The sequence below is a fragment of the Thiomicrorhabdus xiamenensis genome (genome assembly GCF_013282625.1).
GTDB lineage: Bacteria > Pseudomonadota > Gammaproteobacteria > Thiomicrospirales > Thiomicrospiraceae > Thiomicrorhabdus > Thiomicrorhabdus xiamenensis.
Genome location: NZ_CP054020.1, coordinates 1,716,369 through 1,737,968, shown reverse-complemented (window position 1 = coordinate 1,737,968; position 21,600 = coordinate 1,716,369). Strand labels below are relative to the sequence as shown.

The window sequence follows — 21,600 nt, the reverse complement described above, 5'->3', positions numbered from 1 at the left end:
ATAGATAAATGTTAGATCCGAAACGTTTAAGAAGTGATTTGGCGAATGTCGCCGCACAGCTGAAAACCCGCGGCTATGAATTGGATGTCGCGCAGATTGAAGCGCTGGAAGCACAGCGTAAAGAGTGGCAGGTTAAAGCCCAGGATCTACAGGCACTTAGAAACAGTCGTTCCAAAGAGATCGGTAAAGCCAAGGCGCAAGGGCAGGATATTGCACCGCTTTTGGAGGAAATCGAAGATCTTAAAACTCAGCTTGAGCAAGCCGAACAGAAGGCGGATGAAGTTCAGATGCAACTGGATGATATTCTAGCTGGTGTTCCGAATACTCCGCATGAATCGGTTCCGGTCGGTAATTCTGAAGACGATAATGTCGAAATTCGTAAATGGGGTGAACCGCGTCAATTTGATTTCGATGTTAAAGATCATGTTGATTTGGCCGAGGCACGTGGTTGGTTCGATAATGATGCAGCGGTTAAAATCACCTCTTCCCGTTTCTCGGTGCTGAAAGGTTCTATGGCTCGTCTGCAACGCGCTTTGATCCAATTTATGCTTGATCAGCATGCCAATGCCGGTTACGAAGAAGTTTATGTGCCGTTTATGGTCAATCAGGACAGTTTGCGTGGAACCGGTCAGCTACCGAAATTCGAAGCCGATCTTTATAAGATCAGCAAAAACGAAGAACACGATACCAATGACCGCGATCTTTATCTGATTCCGACCGCCGAAGTACCGGTAACCAATCTGTTCCGCGATGAAATTATCGAAGAAGATCAGTTGCCGCGTAAATGTGTTGCGCACACTCCGTGTTTCCGTTCCGAAGCGGGATCCTACGGGCGTGATACGCGCGGTCTGATCCGTCAGCACCAGTTCGAGAAGGTCGAGCTGGTACAACTGGTACATCCCGAGAAGTCGCACGAGGCTTTGGAAGAGTTAACCGCTCAGGCGGAAAGCATTTTGCAGAAGCTTGAACTGCCGTACCGTGTCGTCACTCTGTGTACCGGCGATATCGGATTCTCGTCGGCGAAAACCTACGATTTGGAAGTCTGGCTGCCGGGGCAGGAAGCTTACCGTGAAATTTCGTCCTGCTCGAATTTCGAAGATTTCCAGGCGCGTCGTTTGAAAGCACGTTTTCGTGGTGCTAAAGGCAAGCCGCAACTGGTGCATACATTGAACGGTTCCGGTTTGGCTGTGGGTCGTACCTTGGTTGCCATTCTGGAAAATTACCAGAATGCGGATGGTTCTATTACGGTACCGATGGCGCTTCGTCCATATTTAGGCGGAACTGAAACACTGTAATTCATCTCTGTTCTTCTACAGTGAAGTGATTAGCCCGGCGGTCTCAACAGCCGGGCTTTTTATTTGCCGAAAACAAACAGTACCTGTTCCAAGTCCAGCACTTTACCATCCTTAATCCGGATTCCTTCCAGCTTCAGCAGCTTTTCTTTAGTCTTTTTACCCAGAGCATAATTGCCGATTTCACCGTTGTTTTTGATCACTCTATGGCAGGGGATAATCAACGGCAGGCGGTTTTTGGCCATGGCGCTGCCGACGGCCCGATAGGCACGGCTATCAAGAGCATGAGCCAGAGCGGCATAGGTTGTCACCTTGCCTTTGGGAACATCCAGTAGTAACTGATAAACCTGTTCCGAAAAGCTTAAGTGACTGTTTTTATTAAGGTCTTTTTTCATGACGGACGGCGCTTAAAAAAATATCCAAATATTTTAGTAAAAAATGACAAAATTGCCTTGCAAATCTTCGTAGGCACTCTATAATACGCACCCATCAAGACAAGGTGGACTGGCTGAGTGGTTGAAGGCGGCGGTCTTGAAAACCGTTGTAGGTTAGTAGCCTACCTGGGGTTCGAATCCCTAGTCCACCGCCATTATTTCAAAAAGCTGAACAGAAATGTTCGGCTTTTTTCGTTTTTAAAATCCACATTTATTTATTGTCCTGCAAATACGCCTAAAGGGTGATCAAGATTCTCTCTTGAATAACTCAGTTAAAGCCTGGCATTGCGATTATTCTTTTTATCGATGCGCGCCATCAAGCCTTGCCAGAAGAGTTTTTCAGTCCTTTATAAGTATCAGAGATATTCTTCCTTTATTGAAGCCCTGTTCGCGCGGTGTGTACGCTTTTTTAAGCGTTTTTTTCACGCATCAGAAACCGAACATGACATCAAAATATATGAATTTAGTAAGTAAAATATTTTTACCTTTAGCTGTTATTTCTGTACCATGAACTCATAACCGTTTGTTTTTAATCGGGTTAAGTTTGCAGTTATTGGGTTTTAAATGATGGATTCCATTTTATTTCTTATACTCCTGTTTTTAGGTTTATGGGTCGTTTTCAGTAAAATAATGGGGAGGTTTGTATACTCCTCGTTTTTCTCGATATATGGTGGTATGTTGGCTTCGCTAATCATGCTTTCCTGGGTTACGGATTACGGTGTTGACGGAGAGAAGCTTTCATCCCATAACATTGCTCAAGCTTCAGCTGCGGACGAAGATCTGGGGATTGATTTTGATTCATTGGAAGCAACCGGAGCCGGTCCAAGTCAGGATAAGTTGAATCATCGAGACAACGACGAGTGCATGGCAGGATCAACGGATGTCGAGTGTATGCTCAAGGAACTGCAAGAATCCAGAGAGGGGCTGTTGAGATAAAATCAGAGAGAAAATTTTTCTTGCTGATTGCTTGCAGGTTATGAGGCTGAAAACTTCCATCGTTGAAATTTTTCCTATAACCTCTAATCTCACTGCAATTATGTCTTATTATCAAAGCCCGCACTCGGTTTTCGCCGAGTGCGGTTTTTTCTTTTTAGGGGCTTGAAAAGGGCGTTTTAACGAGCTTTGGCATTTATGGGAAAAAAATAAATTATTTTGTAATTTGCCAGTTGACACCCTAGGCTACGCTCTATACAATACGCCACATCTTGATTTCGGAGTATAGCGCAGCCTGGTAGCGCACCTGTTTTGGGTACAGGTGGTCGGGGGTTCAAATCCCTCTACTCCGACCATTCAATTTGGTCCAAGGTATTTGTGGTTCGATATTATGCGCCCATAGCACAACTGGATAGTGCATCGCCCTTCTAAGGCGAGGGTTTCAGGTTCGAATCCTGATGGGCGTGCCATTTACGGCGTGTCAATCAATACATTACGGCGGATGTAGCTCAGTTGGTAGAGCCCAGGATTGTGATTCCTGTTGTCGCGGGTTCGATCCCCGTCATTCGCCCCACATTCTGAAGATTCGATTCTTTTCGGGTTTTCAACAAAAGTTAAGTTTTTCTCTAGACTTAGCTTTCTGTTTCGGAGTATAGCGCAGCCTGGTAGCGCACCTGTTTTGGGTACAGGTGGTCGGGGGTTCAAATCCCTCTACTCCGACCATTTATTTTCTTCTTTTATTTCCTTTTTGTTTTTTGCTTTTTCCTGAATTTTTATAGTCCAAGACTAGTCTTATCTTTTTGCTTTCCCAGTTCTTTCAGAATCTTAAAGCTGATTTTTAATTTCTTTTAGACGCAGACAGTTGCTTAAGTGTGTTTGCAAAGCATAGTGAAACGGATACTGTTACTCGTCGTAATTTGGTTTAGGCGTTCGCAATACTTCCGTTGCAGCCATAGGCTGTATTTCAATCTGACGTGACCAATTTGAAAAAGTTGTTGTGTTGTTGCCTGACACAAGATAATGTTTTCACTGATCGGCATAGAACCGATAAAGAGGCTGTTGACGATAAGACAACGCAATTGCTTAGTACGAGTCTGTTTCTGTTTAACCAATAACTGGATAATCTATGTTTGCAAACGGTGATCTGATCCTGGCGATGGGTGCCATTTCTATAATTTACGCGCTGATTCTTTTCTATATTTCTAATAAAACCAAATATCAAATACTGACGATTATTGGTGTATCACTATTAATCTTTGGCGGTTTTTCCGTCTATGAAGGCAAGCAAAATAGTGCTTTTTTGAAGGATCATGTTCCTGCACTTTATTCGGATGGGGAAATTGCGTCCCATGAAATTCGTTCGGTATTCAATAAAGCGTCAGACGCCATCAACTGATTAATCATAGGTTTCCAGCTGTATGCTTTTTAATGGCGTGTAGATGGGGGATGTGTGCGTTAATTGGCTCTTATAGAGCGTAATCCGTTCAACTTTAAGCCAGACATCATCAAGTTGCCCGATATCGGCTGGAATGTGTATTGCGCTTGGATCACTATGGGTTTTGATTCTGCCCAGGCTGATATGCGGCCGGAAGGTCTGTTTACGGGCTTCCAGGCCGATGGGTTTCAGGTGTTGTTCGATTTCTCTGACCAGATATTGCATCGGTAGGGTCGCATCCAGAGATGCGATTACGGTATGCGGTTTGTTCGGCGTCGGAAACAGCTGAATCTGCCGTACCTCGGCGTCGAAAAAACTCATCCCCTCGGAAAACCACTCCTCCATTGAGTCCATTACCTGCTGTATTTTTTCTGGCGGCACTTTCGATCCGAGAAACTGCAAAGTCAGATGATAATTCTCTTCAGGAAACCAGCGAACTTGATCTGCCCAGGGCAATGTTTGTAGACGTTTACTAATTATCGACAGCGATTCCGAGGTTTTATTATCAACGGGAAGAGCGATAAAGCTGCGCATAGGGTTTTAGTGCTCCTAGATCGTGCTTAGCCAGTAAAAGCCGAAACGGGGAATAACCAAGGTGTTATTGAATATCTCCGGCTTCTGGCGCGTATAAAGGTCGATAAACTGGCACTCGCGTTCTTTCATGCAGCCGGCGACATCCTGCATATCCAGTTTTTGCGGCTGGTTGTTGAAATTCGCGACCACAAGTACCTGTTCGTTATATCGTTGACTGCTATAGCGATTGAAAACGAATAGGTTCGGATTGCCGACGTCAATCAGTTCGCGGTTATTGAAGTCGGAAAACACTTCGATCTCTTTACGGACGCTGATCATTTTTTTGATCGCGCTGAAGATTTCATATTCAACCGTTCCAGGGGTATTCCGTTTTTCGGCTTTATCCCAGTCAATAAACGGACGGTGAACCCAGCGATTATCATCCATTTTGTTCGGATCTTCGAGATAGGAGTCGTCGTTCAAGGTGCCGATTTCATCACCGTAATAAAGAAGAGGGATTCCACCGAACGAAAGGATCATGCTGTGCAGCAGGGTGATAATCTGGATGGCATCCTGTTGTGCCTGAATATCGTTGTTCTTCAGAGCATATTCGAGTCCGACCAGTGACGCCAGTGAGCCTGAAATACGGGCGTCTCCGGTTTTTGAGTTTTCGGCGAACGGCAGACCGTGCGAATGCGAATTTTCGTATCTTCCAGTCAGAAAGTCGATCAGGAAGCGTCGGTGAGAGTTTGGATCGTAACCGGCTTGAATGATGTCCTGATTATCGAACCCCAGACCGATATCATCATGGCAGCGAATATAGTTGAGCCAGGTCGCACGTTCCAGTTTAACCGGCAAACTTTTGATTCCCTGAGTCAGAAGGTTGGCATTTTTGGTCGCAACCGCATCCCACAGCAGAGCCATAAAGGTTGCGTTATAGGCGATCTCGCACTCTTTGGCGATAACGGCATCTTCGCCAAAATACTTTGTGACTTCAACCGGTGCGACAATCGCTTCGGCGATAAATAGTACGCCCGGAGCCGTCACTTGGCAGCAGTCTTTGAGCAACTGCAGAATCAGGTGCGCTTCGTGCTCGTTCTGGCAGGTGCTGCCGATTTTCTTCCATAAAAAGGCGACTGCGTCGAGGCGTAGAATGTCTGCTCCCTGATTGGCCCAGTAGAGAATAATGTCGAGCATTTCGATAAAGACCGATGGATTGCTGTAGTTCAAATCCCATTGGTAATCGTTGAAGACGGTCATTACCCAGCGTTGCATTTCCTCATCCCAGGTGAAGTTGCCCGGAGCGGTTTCGGGGAAAACTTCAAGCATGCTTTCTTCGAACATATCCGGGATGTTACGGGTTTTGAAGGTGTAGTAGTAATCCTGATAAGTTTCGTCGCCGGCCCGGGCTTTCTGCGCCCACTCATGCTCATCGGATGTATGGTTGAGCACCACATCCAGAGCCAGCAAGATATCCCGAGAGTGCATTTCTTTGGAGAGCGCTTGCAAGTCTTCGAGCGTTCCGACACGGTCATCGATGGCGCGGAAGTCACTGACGGCATAACCACCGTCACTTCGTCCGTCAGGACATTCCATGATCGGCATAATATGAACCATATTAATGCCCAGTTCCTGAAAATAATTCAGATGGTTTTTCATTCCTTTGAGATCGCCGGCAAATCCGTTGGCGTAAAGCGCCATACCGACCCATTTTTGGCTCAGGAACCAGTTGTAGTCTTTTTCCCGGTCGATATCGATCTGTTTGAGTTTCTCCGAACGTTTAATGTATTTACGGGCCATGGTCTCAACCAGTTTCAATGCCTGTTCATTGAAATCGGGTCGGTCTCCGTAAAGGCGTTCAAACAAGCCGTGAATGGCGTAAAAGTTGGCACCAAGCCGGGTATAGAAATGACGTAAATCCTGATCGGATATTTCGGGTTTGATTTGGTTAAGAATGTCGTTCAGCAGCGAGTGTGAAATTTGCTCGTACATAGGGCTCTCGTCGGGGGTTGTCCGGTTTTTGTCTGTTTTTCGTCGAAAAAAGTTCGAAGGAATTTTTATCTTAGCAGCTTATTGCATGAAAGCGTTGCGGTAAAAATCCGGGTCTGTGCTCAAGGCTCCGCGCAAACCGATGATTTTTGCGGCGAAAGTCTGTGCTTGTTGCAGCGTCTTTTGTATTGGCCAGTCATGGAGCAGTCCGTGAATGTAGACGGAGGTAAAAGCATCACCGGCGCCGACGGTATCGACAAAGTGTTTTATCTTCGGCGGTGTTTGGCGGAAAAATCCTTCTTCGCACAGTACTGACGAACCTTCGGCTCCTTGGGTGACAATCAATTGCTGGCAAGCAAATTTGTTGCGAAAGTCATGCATGGCTTTTTGCAGATCAGGATTGTTGAATCCAAGTTCATGCAGCTCGTCGATATTAAGTTTGACCCATTTGGCGACATGAAGCCACTCGAAAAGCGAGGTTTTGTCCCACCAGGGCGCTCGTAGGTTTACATCGAGAAAAACGGACCAGTCGGCGGCTTTTTGTAAACGCGCAAATTGCTCTTTGGAATCGGCTGAACGCAGAGCCAGGGAGCCGTGATAAAGAATGCCGCCGAGATGGTTTAAATTCATTTCGTCAAAACGGATAAAGTCATAGGCACTGTGGGCTGTAATGTCATAATGCGGCTCATTGTCAGTCAACTCGATCTGCACCTGGCCGGTAGGGTGTAGGGAATCCTGTTGAATAAATTGTGTTTCAATCCCCCAGTCTCTGGCGTTGTTTAGAATTTGCGTGCCGAGATCATCCTGTCCGATGCGTGAAACAAAAACCGGACTGTCGCCGAAAGCCTGTAGATGCCAGCAGATATTAAAAGGCGCGCCGCCGAGTACTTTTTCTCCGTTCGGAAAACAATCAAACAGAACCTCGCCGAAAATCGTGACGGAGTTGAAATCAGTCATAAAGTTTATCCCAATCGTGTAATCGTTCTTTGATATGCGGAAAGTAATGTTCGACGCCTTGCAAAATGCCAGCGGCATAGTTGCCGTTGGAATGGTGGGTATTTTCCGCCTGAAAAAACTGTAGCTGGTTTCCGTTCTGCTGCGCTTCACTGTACGCTTGAAATTTCAGCTCGTCGGTGGCGTTGGCGACCAGTATTGATTGGATGGGGCTGATCAGCACTGGCAGATCGTTGCCGCTGTCACCCGAGAACACCGTAGCCTGATACGGAAAGTTCAGATAATCCCGCAAAAATTCGATCGCGTGCAGCTTCGTGGCATTCGGCGGCAATATGTCCAAAAGCCCCAGATCAATGGTTTCATCGATACTCCAGATCAGGCTGTGCGTCAGTCCGAACCGGTCAAGACACTCTTTGGTTTGCGACAGATAATCGCTCGAATCCTGTCGTTGCAAGTCCGCGTAAAAACTGATTTTGTGGGTATTCTGTTTGGACGGCTCCTGGAGCCTCAGTCCGGAAATTTTTCGCAGTGATGTTTGTATCTGCTCAAGGTTCTGTTCGGACCAGCCTTGATCGATTTCATTTTCCCAGACCCGCATCGGGTGCCAGTCTTGATAATCCCGGTGATAGATTTTGGTGCCGACATCGGTAATGGCGTAGTTGGGTTGCGGCAGCTGGAAGTTTTTAATGGCGCTTTGCATCAGCTCCAGGTGGCGCCCGGTGACATACGCCAAGCTTATCTCCGGCAGTTCGCATAGTTCCCGAAACAGAGGTCGAGCCATGGGGTGCTCCGGTTGGGTTCCGTTCGGGATAAGGGTTCGATCAAGATCGGTACATAATAAAATTGAGGTCATCATCCCTCCTTTGGCGCAGTAAGCGGTGACTGGCAGGTACCGAAAAAATCGTAGTAGTCAAAGGCTTCCAAGATGCCTTTCTCGTAACTGTTTTTGGCAAAGTAGATGTGTTTAAGGTCCGTCAGCTGCGAGAGTTCCTCGTCGTGCCGGTTGGCGACTACAACCGCCAGGGCATTGCCGCGCATCATGTCCTCATCGGCACCGGAGCCGCCGGCGACAAGAATTTTTTCCAACGGAATCTGCCAGCGGTCGGCAACGTAGCGCAAAGCCATTCCTTTCGAGGCGCGTATCGGCAGAATGTCGAGATATTGTCCAAATGACAGCATTGCATTGACGGACTGCTCTTCCTGATGCAACAGGCATTTGATTTCTTCCAGATTGGCAATTTCAGTATCAATGAAATAACTGACTTTGAAGTGTGTTTGTTCCGATTTTGGCTGTAATTTGAGACCAGGGTAATCTTTTAGTATGGCACGAACTCTATGCGGCATCCAATGATAGTCCAGGTGATGTTCCCAGGCTTTATCGGTGGTCAGTTTCGGAGCATAGTTAATTTCGGTTCCTCCGCTGGTAATCAAAACATCCGGCTCCGGAATCCGGTGTTGTTTTAACAGTCGAAGTGCTGAATCCAATCGACGGCCGGTAGCAATGATAAACAGCGTTGTTTTGCGGTTCTCTTTCAATTTTGCCAGCATTTGCTGTAGTGCTTGCGGATACTCCATCAGATTCTGATCCAGGGTACTGACAAAAGCGCGGTCCTTATAAAGCCCCTGACGTCGGGTGAGCGGTTTGCGCTCGAGACGTTCCGCTTCCTTGATGATCGGGCAGATCATTTCCAGATAGCTTTGCGTATGTGCTTCCCAGGAATAATGCGTCTGAACGCCTTGCAAACCCTGTTGGATCATTTCTTTTGTTTTGGCAGCGTGCGCCAGAATATCTTCTAGCGCACTGGTAATGGTTTTGGGTTCGAGCGGGTCGATCAGAATGCCGTTGTGGCAGTTAGACAGAATATCTCGCGGGCCGCCATCTTCGGTTGCGACAATCGGCAGACCGGAAGCCGCGGCTTCAATCAACGTTAAGCCGAAGGGCTCGGTTAAAGCCGGATTGACAAAAACACCGCCTGACGCGGCTGCAATACGATAAATTTCGGGAACTTCGCTGCGGTAGTGGTGCTTGGGCAAGGCGACTTTTCCGTACAGGTCGTAGCGGTCAATGCTCGCCCAGAGTTTATGGAATACCTCTTGGGCACCGCTTTCGAGATCGTCTACATCGTCACGGTTTCCGGCAACGATCACCAGATTGGCTTTGTCCTGCAGTTGTGAAGATTCTCCGTAGGCTTCGACCAGAGCGGAAATGTTCTTGCGTTGATCGGGGCGCGACAAGGCGAGAATAATCGGTTTGTCCGGTTCCTTCAGATGTTGGCTCAGGCGTTGATATAGTTCGCCGGAAAGCTCGTTTCCCTGTGGCGGTTTGAAATGTTGCAGGTTGGTGCCCGGAGGAATGACCCGCATCTGTTCCGGTTGGTAGAAATCATAGATTTCATACTGCTCTTCGATTTCCTGATGAGTGCTGGTAATAACTCTTTCGGCGGTTGCGAGCGTATGTTCTTCGGCATCGATTCGTCTCGACATGTTATAGAGGTTTTCAATCTGATCGGTATTCAGCCCGCTGGCGATCAGCCGGGCGCGCTTTACACGACCTAAAGAATGGCCGGTATGAATCAGCGGGATCGAAAACTGGTTGGCCAGCAGGGAGCCGACATAGCCTGCGTCGGCGTAATGACTGTGCACGATATCCGGCAGCCTCGCTTTACGGCGGAAATAGTTAGCCATATTATCGGCAAAAACATCGAGATGATCCCAAAGCTGTTCTTTGGAAATATAGGCCTTGGGGCCGGCATCAATACGGACAATTTTTAATTTATCATTGAGTTGTTCGGTCTGCTGGGCATAGTCGTCGGAAACGGCAGGGTCTTCAACGCGACGGGTGAAAAGTTCGACTTCGGCTACGCCGGGGCGCCTGGCCAAGGCTTGAGCCAGTTCGAGGACATAGAGTGTTTGTCCTCCGGTATCGGCATCGCGACCTAACTCTAGGTCATGGCCTCTGATTAATCCGTGAATACTGATTAGAGCAATATGCAGTGCGTCGCTGGAGGCATCGCTGGATGGTTTCATAGTCTTCCGGTTTGTTGTTTGAGTCGAAAATGTCTATGTCGGGCGAAGATATCATCAGTTCATTGCCCGGATCGCGTTTGTGTGTAGAGAAGATTTTCGTTGTAAGAAACGAAAAAAGAAATATATGCAGATTTTTCTCCATAATGATAATTACTATAAACCTATTGTGCTTTACTTAACAAGTTGAGCTGCTTAATGTTTTTCTTGGATCCACTTTTTCCTTGATCTGAAAAAAGTCTGTCTTCGCTTGAGGGTTTTAATGAGCCTGTGAGATACCCTTGTCATGTATTTATTCATTGGGAAAAAGCCGCAGAAGGTTTTTCGGTTTCTTCTTTCTGGTAGCGATTCAGCAACTTGACGGTGACGATTTTTACCGCATTGTTGATCAACATCCATGCAATGGCATAACTCCAAACCAGCAGAGCCATTTCCCAACCGATCGCCGTCACGAACAGACCATAGACCGCGAAGAGTGTTCCGATTATTTCAGTTGTCAAAATAGCGCCGAGTAGTAGTGGAGAAGGGTAGGGCTTTTCCCAGAACCAGCCGTCATTCCGTAATATCCACAGAGTCATATGGCCGGCTACGACCAGTTTTAGAAAGATCATTGTTTGAATGATATCCTGCTCAAAGCCTTCGGCTTCCAGGATCAAAAACAGCAGAAATGAGGAAATGACGCCGGAAATGCCGAGAACGGTGGATAGGGTTAAGAGCCGCTTCATCTGCCAGCGGACAGGCGTACCATTGCTTTTTACGTGATCGTAGGCCAGGGTAAGTATCGGAATGTCGTTCAGCAGGGCCAGAAGAATGACCATAATTGCCGTGATGGGATAAAAATTGAAGACGCTGATTGCGAGAGTGATAAACAGAATCAAACGAATGGTCTCGGCAATGCGAAAAGTCGCATAGGTCTGCATGCGCTTGAAGGTCTCTCTGGATTGGATAATGGCATCGTTGATGACGGAAAGCCCCGGTTGAGTCAGAATGATATCCGCAGAGGCTCGTGCGACATCTGTAGCCCCCGAAACTGCAATTCCGCAATCGGCTTTTTTCAAGGCTGGAGCATCATTGACACCATCGCCTGTCATGCCGACGATATGTCCGCCTTTTTGCAGTGTATCGACGATTCTGTATTTATCTTCCGGTATGACTTCGGCAAAGATCTCGGTGCTTTCAATCAGTTCGACAATCGCCGATTCATGCTGGTAGATGAATTCACGATCCAGTAGTCGGGTGTCGTACATTTCTTTGAGTTGTTGAATGACTTTGTCGGCAAACTGTCCCGCTTCAGTATGCGTAACATCCTGCTTTAAGTTCTGATAGATGGATTGAGTCAAGACTTGCGCCAGTTCCAGAAGGGTTTGTCCGCCGCCGCCGCTGAGCTTGGACGCTTGAATTCCAGCGCCTTTGAGTCCCAAAAGCTTACCTATCTCGCGTGCAATAGCGAGGTTGTCGCCAGTAATCATTTTGACCTGAACGCCATGAGATTCCATACGGTCAATCGTGTCTTTGGAGTCTTCCCTCGGCGGATCATAAAGCGGTAAGAGCCCGATCAACTCGATTTGCATTTCGGATTGCCGGGCTATGGCCAGGGTCCGATAGCCGTGGGCTGCCAGTTCATCGACCTGTTTCAGCATCTGCTCAAGTCCTTCAGGGGAGAGATTGCAGAGTTTGAAAATTACCTGAGGAGCGCCCTTCAGGGCGATATAGTGGTTGCCGTTTTTCTGGTAACCGCCTTTTGTGTATTTATCATGTGGATTAAAGGGGGTGAAGCTCGATTGTTCGGGTAAAGAAGACAGCAGCTCCGGGAAGCTTTTCTGTGCATAGTCGAAGATGGGGATTTCGATCGGATCGCGGTTGGTTTCCTTTGAAGCCATAATTGCATTCAGGAAAAGTGTATCCAATTCATAGCCGGGAAGCAGTATAGGGTCGGAAATCTGCATTTTATTCTGAGTCAGTGTCCCGGTTTTGTCGGAGCAGAAAATGTCAATGCCAGCCATCTCTTCAATCGCGGTCAGTTTAGAGACGATTGCCTGCTTTTTGGCCAGATTCATTGCACCGACCGCCATGGTGACGGATAAAACTGCCGGCAGGGCAACCGGGATCGAAGCAACGGTCAACACTAGAACAAACTGCAGTATTTCGCTGAAAGGATCTCCGTTCCTAAGTGCGACCAGAACGATAATAATGGCCAGTAGAAGTGTAAAACCGATCAGAAAATGCCCGATTTTAAGGACCATTTTTTGGAAATGACTCGTCTCTTTCTGTTGTGTTTTCGTAATCAGAGCGACTACGGAATGGAAGCGTGTCTTTGTCGCAGTATTGACTACAATAGCCTGCATTTGTCCCTGTTTGACCAGAGTATTGGTGTACGCGACTTGGCCTGTTTCTTTACTGACGGGGAGTGATTCACCGGTAAGTGCCGATTCGTCGAGGAGTAAATACTCCCCGTCGATCAGTTGAACATCGGCAGGAACCCGGTCACCTATTTTCAGTTCGATAATATCGCCGGGGACAAGGTATTTGCTGGGAATGGTCTGGAATTTTCCATTCCTTAAAACATGGGTCTCCGTTTCAAGATTGTGCTTAAGGACTTTTAGTGCATTAAGAGCTCGATGTTCCTGTAGGAAGTCGAGCACGGCATTCACCAGCAGCATCACGATAATAATGCTGAAGTCTTCCCATTTCTGGGCACTGGCCGAAAGCAGTGCAGCCGCTTCGATCATCCAGGGAATAGGTCCCCAGAAACGTTTCATCAGTCTTTTAAGAACGCTTTCCTCGGTAGCCTGAACCTCATTCAATCCGTATTCTTCAAGTCGATCCCGAACCTGTTTTTCGCTTAAACCGATTTTACGCTTGGACTGCAGCTGGTTGATAGAGACCTCGGGTGACTGTTGTGAGTAGAAGTCCGTGGTTTTGCTCATTGGAAAAACTCCCCATGGCGATTGAATAGGTTTGAAAGCGGAGTGCGAAAATATGAATATTTTTAAGACGTTATGCCGGTATTCGACAGAGCAAAGCCAATAAATAATCGATAGTCGTTTTAACCGACGTTTTCCAGACTTTGACGTCGTTAGAGAATTCTATGGCTGCTTCAGATAGGTTGGCAGGATATGCGCTTATTTTCAATTGCTTGTAAACCGATAGAATGATTTTAATCATTTAATGGACACTTAGTTTGTTTCGCAGACGATATTTGTTCACTCTTTCAAGGATTAATGGGTTTTAATGGGGTGATTCTCAAAACGTTTTTGTGACACAGAAATCGTGTTTTCGTGTTCTTGATGAGGAGGCTTGAATGCCTGAAACCAACAATGCTGCCGAAGACTTAAATCCCAGTGACGTGCAAAAAGAGGCGAGTTCGCTTGGCCTTCATTCTTCCCCTGTTCAGGTTTCGGAAACTTCCGAAATAGGTTCTTTCCCGGTTTTAACGTCGTTTGCAAGGGTTATTGAAAACAGCCGCTTTTGGCAGAGAGTGCAGATACCTTGTCATCCGCAGATTTTGGAACTTTATCAGGATTACCCAACACCGTTTTTTGTATTAACGGAACGTGATAAATGGTTGTTGCAAAAGGGGTTTCTTGATCCGTTACCAAAAACCAGACAAGTTCGTGAACTTTCGCTACAACTTTTAAGCAAAGATGAGCTGGAGGCATTAAGCGAGCAGTTCGAGCTATCGGTTTTGCCTACCAAGGCCCAAATGATTGAACAACTTTTGCCTAATCTCAGTCCGGACTTGATACCAACTTATGCCGCTCCCAATCAGATGTATATGCGTCATTTGCACCGTTTGGCAAAGGTTTATCTCGGGCTTGCGGTCGAGGCTCTGGAAAATGTAGGTTTGAATAATGATCAAAAGCTGGTCGTTATTAAGAACGCTCTGGGGGATAGGGTGCAGTTTGTCAATGACAGTGAAATATTGACTGCGCTTGAGAGCGAAAGTTCTATTCTGGAGAGTTTGCATGAGCCGCAAGCGGGTGATTTTGAAAAAAATTGGATGATTGGAATACTGTCTACTTGGCAAGCTATGGGGGTTGCCGAAAGGAGTGCCCTAGGCGCTTTGGTGTTGGGGGTGATGGCCTCGGTACTCTTGTTTGCGCTGGATGATTTCCCTCTCTGGGTCTATATTTTTGTCTGGGGCGTGGCTGCCGTCATCAGTTTCCCGGTTCTGCAGGAACGTCTGAAACAAAAATAGACCTTTAGCAAATTGAGCTGAAAGGCCTATCGATCGTCTCGACTATTGAATGCTAGCGAATAGAATTAAACAGCAGTTTTTGCCATAACGTCGCACAGCAGGTTGCAGCGGCTTTTATTAAGTATATTTTTGAGATAGCGCAGGTAATCCTGCGGAATTTCCCGAAGTTTTGCGCCGAAGCGTTTGGCAAAGGAGTCGCTGAATTGATTGCGAATCTCCAGTGTCAGATGCAAAGCACCATCTTTCTCGTCGGTGTGCAGTTGGCCTACTTCAAAGACCACCTCGACATTTCGCCCTTCATACAGAAAAGGCATCGAAGTCACAAACCCCAAACCCTCTTCACTGATGTCAACCAGCGTTGCCTTGACTTGTACGCCGTTACAAATAACACGGCATGGTATGCGTACTGAATAGCGCTGACTACTGCGTCTGTCGTATTGATTTCCCATGTCTATCTTCTTATTTTATTTCCCATCTGTTTGTAAGGTAATTTTCCCCTTTTTTGTAGGGGAATACAAGAGAAATAATACTGATGGGGGTAATAAAAACTTTATAAATCAAAGATATATTTTTTTTATCGTGGATTTAAATATGTGACAACAGCGAGGTTTTATAAGGCCGAAGGTTACGCTTGAGATACCATCTTTTCGCAAATTTCATGTGATCAAACCGGTCGGAACGGCGAGGAAAATTCGCCGGTGTTGTCGAGAGAATTGAGCTCTAAAGGTTTTTTTATCTTTCTTATAAACAGAAGCTATGTTTGCAGTGAAATTTATGTGACATTTTACGGTATCATACAATGCAATTTTTCCTATCAATTAAGGAGTGGGTGCCTCTTATGTCAGCACAAATTTTGGATGGTAAAGCGATTGCCGCAGAGTTGCGGGAATCCATTCGTCAGGAAGTTGATCGTCAGGTTGCAGCAGGAAACAGTCGTCCCGGACTGGCGGTTATTCTGGTGGGGGAAGACCCTGCTTCTCAAGTTTATGTCCGTAATAAAAAAATCGCCTGTGAAAAAGCCGGTTTCAATGACGTTTCCGAGGTTCTGCCGGCTGAGACAACACAGGAAGAAGTTCTGGCTTTGATTGATAAGCTGAATGCGGATCCGGAAGTTCATGGGATCATTGTTCAGTTACCGGTTCCGGATCATATCGACCCGGAGGAGATCATTGAGCGTATCGATCCGTGTAAGGACGTCGATGGCTTCCATCCATACAATGTTGGCCGTATGGCGACGCGTATGCCGATTATGGCGCCTTGTACGCCGCATGGCGTAATGACCATGTTGTCCAAAACCGGGATCGGGCTGCGAGGATTGGATGCTGTTGTAGTCGGTGCATCAAATATTGTCGGGGTTCCGCAGTTGCTGGAATTGCTGAACGAGCGTGCGACGGTAACGATCTGCCACAGCGCAACCAAAAACTTGCCGGAAAAAGTCGCGCAAGCGGATCTGGTCGTTGTCGGCGTCGGGATTCCGGAAATGGTTAAAGGCGAGTGGATCAAGCCGGGAGCGATTGTCATTGATGTCGGGATTAACCGGCTTGAAGACGGCCGTCTGGTGGGTGATGTCGAGTTTGAAGTGGCTAAAGAACGCGCCAGCTGGATTACTCCGGTTCCAGGTGGTGTCGGACCAATGACCATTGCAACTTTGCTGGAAAATACCATGAAGGCGGCCTATAAACTGGACTGTAAGTCTAAAAAAGCCTAAGTATTTACAGATAAGCCATTCAAGCGAAAGCCCCGGTTAAACGATTTAGCCGGGGCTTTTGTGTTTTGAAAAGGTTTTTATCGATACAGGGTGTGGTAGGTTCCCTGATTGGCCATTAATTCATCGTGGCTGCCGCTTTCGATAATTTGGCCATCTTCAAAGACCATGATCCGGTCAGCCTGTCGAATAGAACTCAGGCGGTGGGCGACAATCAGCGTGGTGCGTCCTTTCAGGAAGGGCGCCAGATCCTGATAAAGCTGTCGCTCGGTCTGCATATCCAGTGCCGATGTCGCTTCGTCCATGATAACCACCTTCGGATCCTGCAGGATCATACGGGCAATCGCCAGCCGCTGTCTCTGGCCTCCGGAGAGTTTAATGCCGTTGCGTCCGACAACGGTTTCCAGGCCATTATCCAGTTCACGGATTTTTTCCGCCAACTGGGCCTGTTCTAAAGCTTGCCATAACTGTTCATCGTTTATCTCTGATCCCAAGGTCAGGTTAAAGCGGATGCTTTGATTGAACAGCGCCGGGTGTTGCAGGACGGTCGCGACATTCTGCCGGATTGTATCCTGACCGATTTCCTCAACCGGAATGCCGTTGTACGAGATGATTCCCTGATCGGCCTGATAGAAGCCGAGCAGCAGCTGTACCAGGGTGGTTTTCCCGCCGCCACTGGCACCGACCAGTGCCAGCTTTTCGCCCGGATGGATGGTGAAATTAAGGTTGTTCAGTACCGGTTCATCGCGGCTGGGGTAGTGGAAGTGTAAGTTTTCTACTTTCAATTCCACCGGCTCTGAACCGAGAAACGGGTTGTGTTTCAGCGGGTAGCTTGGTTCCTGTTCCAGGTCGAGAACGTTATTGATGCGCTGTAAAGCACCGCTGGCCGCACTGTAGCTGTATTGGATCGCGAGTATTTCCTGAACCGGTCCCATCATAAACCACAGATAACCGAAGACCGCCATCATTTCGCCTATAGAAAGGTCGGAAAAAACAACCATCAGCATACTGACACCGCGGAAAATGTCGAATCCGACCAGAAAAACCATAAATGAGAAACGGCTAGCGGCATCGCTTTTCCAGGTATAGGCTTCAGAGTGGGTGCGAATATCCTGAGCTTGACTTCGAATACGCTCAAAGAAAGAGTGATCTTTATTGGAGGCGCGGATCTGCTGCAGTGCGTCCAGCGTTTCCGTTAAAGCTTGTTGGAAAATATCCAGCGCGCTGTTTTCATCGCGTTTGAGCGTTTTGACCATTCGGCCAAGGCGCATCGTTAGATGAATAACCAGAGGATTCATCAGCAGGATGAACAAAGCCAGTTGCCAGTGCAGCCAGAGCAGAATTACGGTGACGCCTATGAGAGAAAAAACCGCAATAATCAGCTTGCCGACGGTGGTCCCCAGAAAGTTATCGATGGTGTTGACGTCGTTGACCATGGTGGCGGAGATACTGCCGCTGCCCATGGTTTCATAGCGAGACATAGCTACTTTCTGCACTCTGGACAAGAGGTCTCGACGGATTTGAAAAGTGACCTCTTTGGCGATGACGGTAAACTGCTGCATCTGCCAGACACCGAATAAGAGTCCAAGCAGGCGAAGGAAGACGGTGATGACGGTAATCGCGGCAATATAGTAAATCGGTCCGTGCCAGTCATCAGGCACCCATGTGTTCAATGTATTGATGATGTAGCCGGGTTTGTCCAGAAGTACTTCGTCAACCAGAATTGGCAGTAGCAGGGGCAGCGGAACGGTTGCCAGCATAGCCAGTAGCGCAATGATATGCGCTTTGATAAGTGCGCTTTTATGTCGGATCACCAGATCGAAGATGCGTTGCCAACTGTAGGGGCGGTTGGATAGATCAACGGAGGGAGTATTTTCGGTCTCGGCATAGATGCGCATAAAGATTCCTTCTATTTGCGGTGAGACGTATGAAATTGGATGTGCTGAAGCATAATCTGAACTCACCAGAATACAACGAAATCTATGTTCTGGAAAGGGCAAATTTTGACTGATTGCTTAAACTTTAAGCATTGCTGGAGAAATTGTTGGCTAAAGAATAACTTAGCCTGATTTTCGCCCCATCTTTTAAATAGTTATCCACAGTTTCTGTGGAAAAGAAAGAAGGGCTTTACCGGTTTACAGCTTCTGAAGGTAGGCTAAAGTTTCAGTGGCATTGAGGGGTTTACTGTACAGAAAGCCCTGCAATTGATAGCAGCCGTTCTGCAACAGAAACTCGCGTTGTTCAACGGTTTCGACGCCTTCGGCAATAACCTCCAGTCCAAGATTTTCCGCCATGGAAATAATGGTTTTGGTGATAACGGCATCATCCTCGTCGTCAGGCAAGTCGCGGATAAAGGAGCGATCGATTTTAAGTTTTCTGACCGGGAGCTTTTTAAGGTAGGAAAGCGAAGAGTAGCCGGTACCGAAGTCGTCAATGGAAATTTTGATGCCGAGTTCGCGAAGCTGATTCATTTTTTGCGACATCTCTTCAAGATTGGTCATGATATCGCTTTCGGTAAGTTCCAGTTCGAGCCAGGAGCCTTCACATTGCATCTTACTCAGCAGGTTATAGATAAAGGTGAAAAAGTCTTTCTGTTGTACTTGCTTGACGGCAAGATTCAAAGAGAGACGGCCTTCGATAACGCCGAGTTTTTTCCATTGAGTATAGTGCTCAATGGCTTTTCGCATCACTTGTCGGTCGAGCTGCACGATCAGGCCGGTTTTTTCCGCGATCGGGATAAAATCGCTTGGTGGAATGATGTCACCGTCTTTGTTTTTCCATCTGACAAGGACTTCCAGTCCGACCAGTTTGCCGTTTTGTGCATTGATCTGCGGCTGGAAGTAGGGGATGAATTCTTCGCTATCCAGTGCCTGGCGGATTTTCGTCTGCATCGACAAATGCTCGAACGCCTGTTCCGTCAGATCGTTGGTATAGAACTGGAAGTTATTACGCCCCTGATCTTTGGCGCGATACATGGCGGCATCCGCCGCTTTGAGCAGCGCGTCCGGCGTAATGGCATCTTTCGGGTAGATACTGATACCGACGCTGTTTGACAGATAAAAAGTATGATCTCTAATCGTCAATGGTTGACTGGTTGCATTGATCAGTTTCTGCGCTAGTGCCGAAGCATCCTGGTAATCGTTTAGCGGTTCCTGCAGAATCGTGAATTCATCACCGCCCAAACGGGAAATGGTATCGTCCTTGCGCAAGCTGTCGCTGAGGCGTCTGGCCATTGCCTGTAGTACTTGGTCACCGGTATCGTGACCTAAAGAATCGTTGATCTGTTTAAAGTGGTCGAGGTCGATAAAAAGAACGGCAAACTGGCTGTTATTGCGTTCGGCTCTATGGATCGCCTGTTCGATTCGTTGATACAGTAGCGCCCGGTTCGGAAGCTGGGTTAGTGCATCGTGGTACGCCTGATGCTGCAGCGTCTGAGTCTGCTCGCGGAGTTTAATTTCCAGCTGCCGGTGGCTGCTGATATCCTGATAAGTACCCAGCAAGCCGGTCACTTTACCGGTTTCATCTCTGAGGGGAAGTTTGGACATCATCCAGATTTGAATACTGCCATCGTCATCAATGAACGCGTCTTCGAGTTGCAGCAGAGAACGGCCTTCATTCAGCACAAACATGTCCTGCTTGAAGTAGGCATTTCCTTGTCCGGACGGCCATTCGATTTCCAGATCGTTTTTGCCTCGAAGTTCATCCTGACTGCTTATTTTCAGGTCATTCAGGAAATGCTGGTTAGCGCCAAGGTAATCGCCGTTCTTATCTTTCCAGAAAATACGGGTTGGTACGGTCTGCAAAATGTTTTCAAACAACTGGTTTTGTTCGCGCAGCGTTTCCTCGACTTCCTTTAATTCACTGATGTCTCTATTGAAAAGGGCTATGGCTTCCTCGCCTTTGAATTGGACTTTCTGAATATTGGCCTTAACCGGATAGGAGGTGCCGTTTTTTCGAACCTGTGAAAGTAACTTCTGTTGAGTGGGGTTTTTCTCGGCTTGAATGCTGTATTGCTCGAGTTCACCATTGGTCAAATGTGGATAGATCTGATCAATACTCATTTTTTGAAGCTCTTCCAGAGAGTACCCTAGGCTTTCCAGAGCATCTTTGTTGGCGTATAGATATTTCGAGTTGTGAGTGCTGTAGATAAAGATTTCCTGGTAGGCTCGCTCCATGATCTCAGCAAGCTCATTGTTTTGTGTCTGCAGTTCTAAGGCATGCGTGATATCGGTCGAAGAACCTACGGCTTTTATCGGTTTGTTGTTTTCATCGTATTCAATAAGGCCGGTTAGTTCTATAATTCCTGTTTTACCGTCGCGACGTTTAACCTTGTGGGTAAGGTGTTGCTTTTCCCCGGTAAGGATGGCCGTTTCCAATGCTTTTTTGAGTTTCAGTGCTTCGTCGGCCTCAGTGGAAACATTCAGTAAGTAAGCCAAATCCGGCTGAAAGCTTCCGGGTTCCGCTCCGTGCATCTGATATATCTCGTCTGACCAGTTAATCAGCCCGGTTTGCAGGTCCAATTCCCAGCTTCCTACTTTGGCCAGCTCTTGTGTCTGTTTTAATAGAGATTTTTGCTTAAGGAGTTCATGATTACTGGCTTGCAGGGCTTTTGTCGTTTCTTGTAACGATTGAATGATCTCTTCGGGTTCCGAGGTTTCCAGCATGACCATCAGTCGAAGATTATCGGTGATGGGGTAGTGACGGTGAGTGGATATCTGCAGCCATCTTTTTTCACCGTCCTGACAGCTTAAATGGCAGGGAACTGAAAGTGTATTATGGGTTTTGTCGTTGTTTGCCGAGAGTTGTGTGTTCCATTGTTCTGTGATCAGATTGCGATAGTCGTCGTCAGGACAAGTCTTTGTAAACCACGTGTGGAGATCAGGGGTTTCTTCGAGCGGATAGCCAATGGTTTCCAGATAGGATTTATTGACCAGAATTAAGGCGTCATTATCTTTATCCGCGCCAGGAACCCGTTGTAGTATGGCGACCGGATTGGGCATCAGGTTGAGTAAAGTTTGCCATGCATTCATGGTCAGGGAGGGTAGTTCGCCTTGGCTCAACATTGTTTTTAGTACCTGATTACTCTTATTTGTATTGTGGGAAGCTGTGCGTGCTTTTTTCGG

General features: G+C 47.2%; 15 protein-coding genes and 5 tRNA genes. 10 read left to right on the top strand and 10 right to left on the bottom strand.

The window, feature by feature from the left end:
- The first annotated feature begins 8 nt into the window (after nt 1-8).
- Nucleotides 9-1,295: a serine--tRNA ligase gene (serS, locus tag HQN79_RS08015; RefSeq protein WP_173285412.1), complete on the top strand. Its 1,287-nt coding sequence runs from the start codon at nt 9-11 to the stop codon at nt 1,293-1,295.
- A gap of 59 nt (nt 1,296-1,354) precedes the next feature.
- On the opposite strand, the gene HQN79_RS08010 is transcribed toward serS, so the two are convergent.
- Nucleotides 1,355-1,687, bottom strand: coding sequence for a methylated-DNA--[protein]-cysteine S-methyltransferase (locus tag HQN79_RS08010; RefSeq protein WP_173285411.1), 333 nt, complete (start codon nt 1,685-1,687; stop codon nt 1,355-1,357).
- A 103-nt stretch (nt 1,688-1,790) separates the two neighbouring features.
- Between HQN79_RS08010 and HQN79_RS08005 the strand changes: the two genes are divergently transcribed.
- The 7 genes from HQN79_RS08005 to HQN79_RS07975 all read left to right on the top strand — a co-directional run bounded on the left by HQN79_RS08005 (nt 1,791) and on the right by HQN79_RS07975 (nt 4,055).
- Nucleotides 1,791-1,881: transfer RNA gene (locus tag HQN79_RS08005), tRNA-Ser, on the top strand.
- A 520-nt stretch (nt 1,882-2,401) separates the two neighbouring features.
- Complete coding sequence (locus tag HQN79_RS08000; protein ID WP_173285410.1) at nt 2,402-2,662, top strand: hypothetical protein; 261 nt, start codon at nt 2,402-2,404, stop codon at nt 2,660-2,662.
- A 276-nt stretch (nt 2,663-2,938) separates the two neighbouring features.
- A tRNA-Pro gene (locus tag HQN79_RS07995) sits at nt 2,939-3,015 on the top strand.
- Between the two features lie 37 nt (nt 3,016-3,052).
- A tRNA-Arg gene (locus tag HQN79_RS07990) sits at nt 3,053-3,129 on the top strand.
- A 28-nt stretch (nt 3,130-3,157) separates the two neighbouring features.
- Nucleotides 3,158-3,233: transfer RNA gene (locus HQN79_RS07985), tRNA-His, on the top strand.
- A gap of 72 nt (nt 3,234-3,305) precedes the next feature.
- Nucleotides 3,306-3,382, top strand: a tRNA-Pro gene (locus HQN79_RS07980).
- A 403-nt stretch (nt 3,383-3,785) separates the two neighbouring features.
- Nucleotides 3,786-4,055: a hypothetical protein gene (locus HQN79_RS07975; protein WP_173285409.1), complete on the top strand. Its 270-nt coding sequence runs from the start codon at nt 3,786-3,788 to the stop codon at nt 4,053-4,055.
- Here the strand turns inward: HQN79_RS07975 and thpR are convergent, their stop codons facing one another.
- The 6 genes from thpR to HQN79_RS07945 form a co-directional block, all read right to left on the bottom strand.
- Nucleotides 4,056-4,628, bottom strand: coding sequence for an RNA 2',3'-cyclic phosphodiesterase (gene thpR / locus HQN79_RS07970; RefSeq protein ID WP_173285408.1), 573 nt, complete (start codon nt 4,626-4,628; stop codon nt 4,056-4,058). It lies immediately after the preceding gene.
- A 15-nt stretch (nt 4,629-4,643) separates the two neighbouring features.
- Nucleotides 4,644-6,599: an alpha-amylase family glycosyl hydrolase gene (locus HQN79_RS07965; RefSeq protein WP_173285407.1), complete on the bottom strand. Its 1,956-nt coding sequence runs from the start codon at nt 6,597-6,599 to the stop codon at nt 4,644-4,646.
- Nucleotides 6,600-6,677: 78 nt separating this feature from the next.
- Nucleotides 6,678-7,553, bottom strand: coding sequence for a PfkB family carbohydrate kinase (locus HQN79_RS07960; protein WP_173285406.1), 876 nt, complete (start codon nt 7,551-7,553; stop codon nt 6,678-6,680).
- The gene (locus tag HQN79_RS07955) at nt 7,546-8,403 is read right to left on the bottom strand and encodes an HAD-IIB family hydrolase (RefSeq protein WP_173285405.1); all 858 of its coding nucleotides are present in this window, start codon (nt 8,401-8,403) and stop codon (nt 7,546-7,548) included. The genes HQN79_RS07960 and HQN79_RS07955 overlap by 8 nt, the downstream gene beginning before the upstream one ends.
- Nucleotides 8,403-10,577: an HAD-IIB family hydrolase gene (locus HQN79_RS07950; protein WP_173285404.1), complete on the bottom strand. Its 2,175-nt coding sequence runs from the start codon at nt 10,575-10,577 to the stop codon at nt 8,403-8,405. Before HQN79_RS07950 ends, HQN79_RS07955 begins: the two co-directional genes overlap by 1 nt.
- A gap of 293 nt (nt 10,578-10,870) precedes the next feature.
- On the bottom strand, nt 10,871-13,501 hold the full coding sequence (locus HQN79_RS07945; protein ID WP_173285403.1) for a plasma-membrane proton-efflux P-type ATPase: 2,631 nt from the start codon (nt 13,499-13,501) through the stop codon (nt 10,871-10,873).
- Nucleotides 13,502-13,875: 374 nt separating this feature from the next.
- Here HQN79_RS07945 and HQN79_RS07940 point away from each other — a divergent pair, with 374 nt between their 5' ends.
- On the top strand, nt 13,876-14,772 hold the full coding sequence (locus HQN79_RS07940; protein ID WP_173285402.1) for a hypothetical protein: 897 nt from the start codon (nt 13,876-13,878) through the stop codon (nt 14,770-14,772).
- A gap of 65 nt (nt 14,773-14,837) precedes the next feature.
- Here HQN79_RS07940 and HQN79_RS07935 read toward each other — a convergent pair whose 3' ends face one another.
- Nucleotides 14,838-15,221 (bottom strand): PilZ domain-containing protein, encoded by a 384-nt coding sequence (locus tag HQN79_RS07935; RefSeq protein WP_173285401.1) that lies wholly within the window; start codon nt 15,219-15,221, stop codon nt 14,838-14,840.
- A 389-nt stretch (nt 15,222-15,610) separates the two neighbouring features.
- On the opposite strand from HQN79_RS07935, the gene folD reads away from it, so the two are divergent.
- Nucleotides 15,611-16,480, top strand: coding sequence for a bifunctional methylenetetrahydrofolate dehydrogenase/methenyltetrahydrofolate cyclohydrolase FolD (gene folD, locus HQN79_RS07930; protein WP_173285400.1), 870 nt, complete (start codon nt 15,611-15,613; stop codon nt 16,478-16,480).
- Nucleotides 16,481-16,557: 77 nt separating this feature from the next.
- On the opposite strand, the gene HQN79_RS07925 is transcribed toward folD, so the two are convergent.
- Entirely contained in the window at nt 16,558-18,375 is a 1,818-nt protein-coding gene (locus HQN79_RS07925) for an ABC transporter ATP-binding protein (RefSeq protein WP_173285399.1), read from the bottom strand.
- Between the two features lie 237 nt (nt 18,376-18,612).
- Nucleotides 18,613-21,540: a bifunctional diguanylate cyclase/phosphodiesterase gene (locus HQN79_RS07920; RefSeq protein WP_173285398.1), complete on the bottom strand. Its 2,928-nt coding sequence runs from the start codon at nt 21,538-21,540 to the stop codon at nt 18,613-18,615.
- Nucleotides 21,541-21,600: the final 60 nt, after the last annotated feature.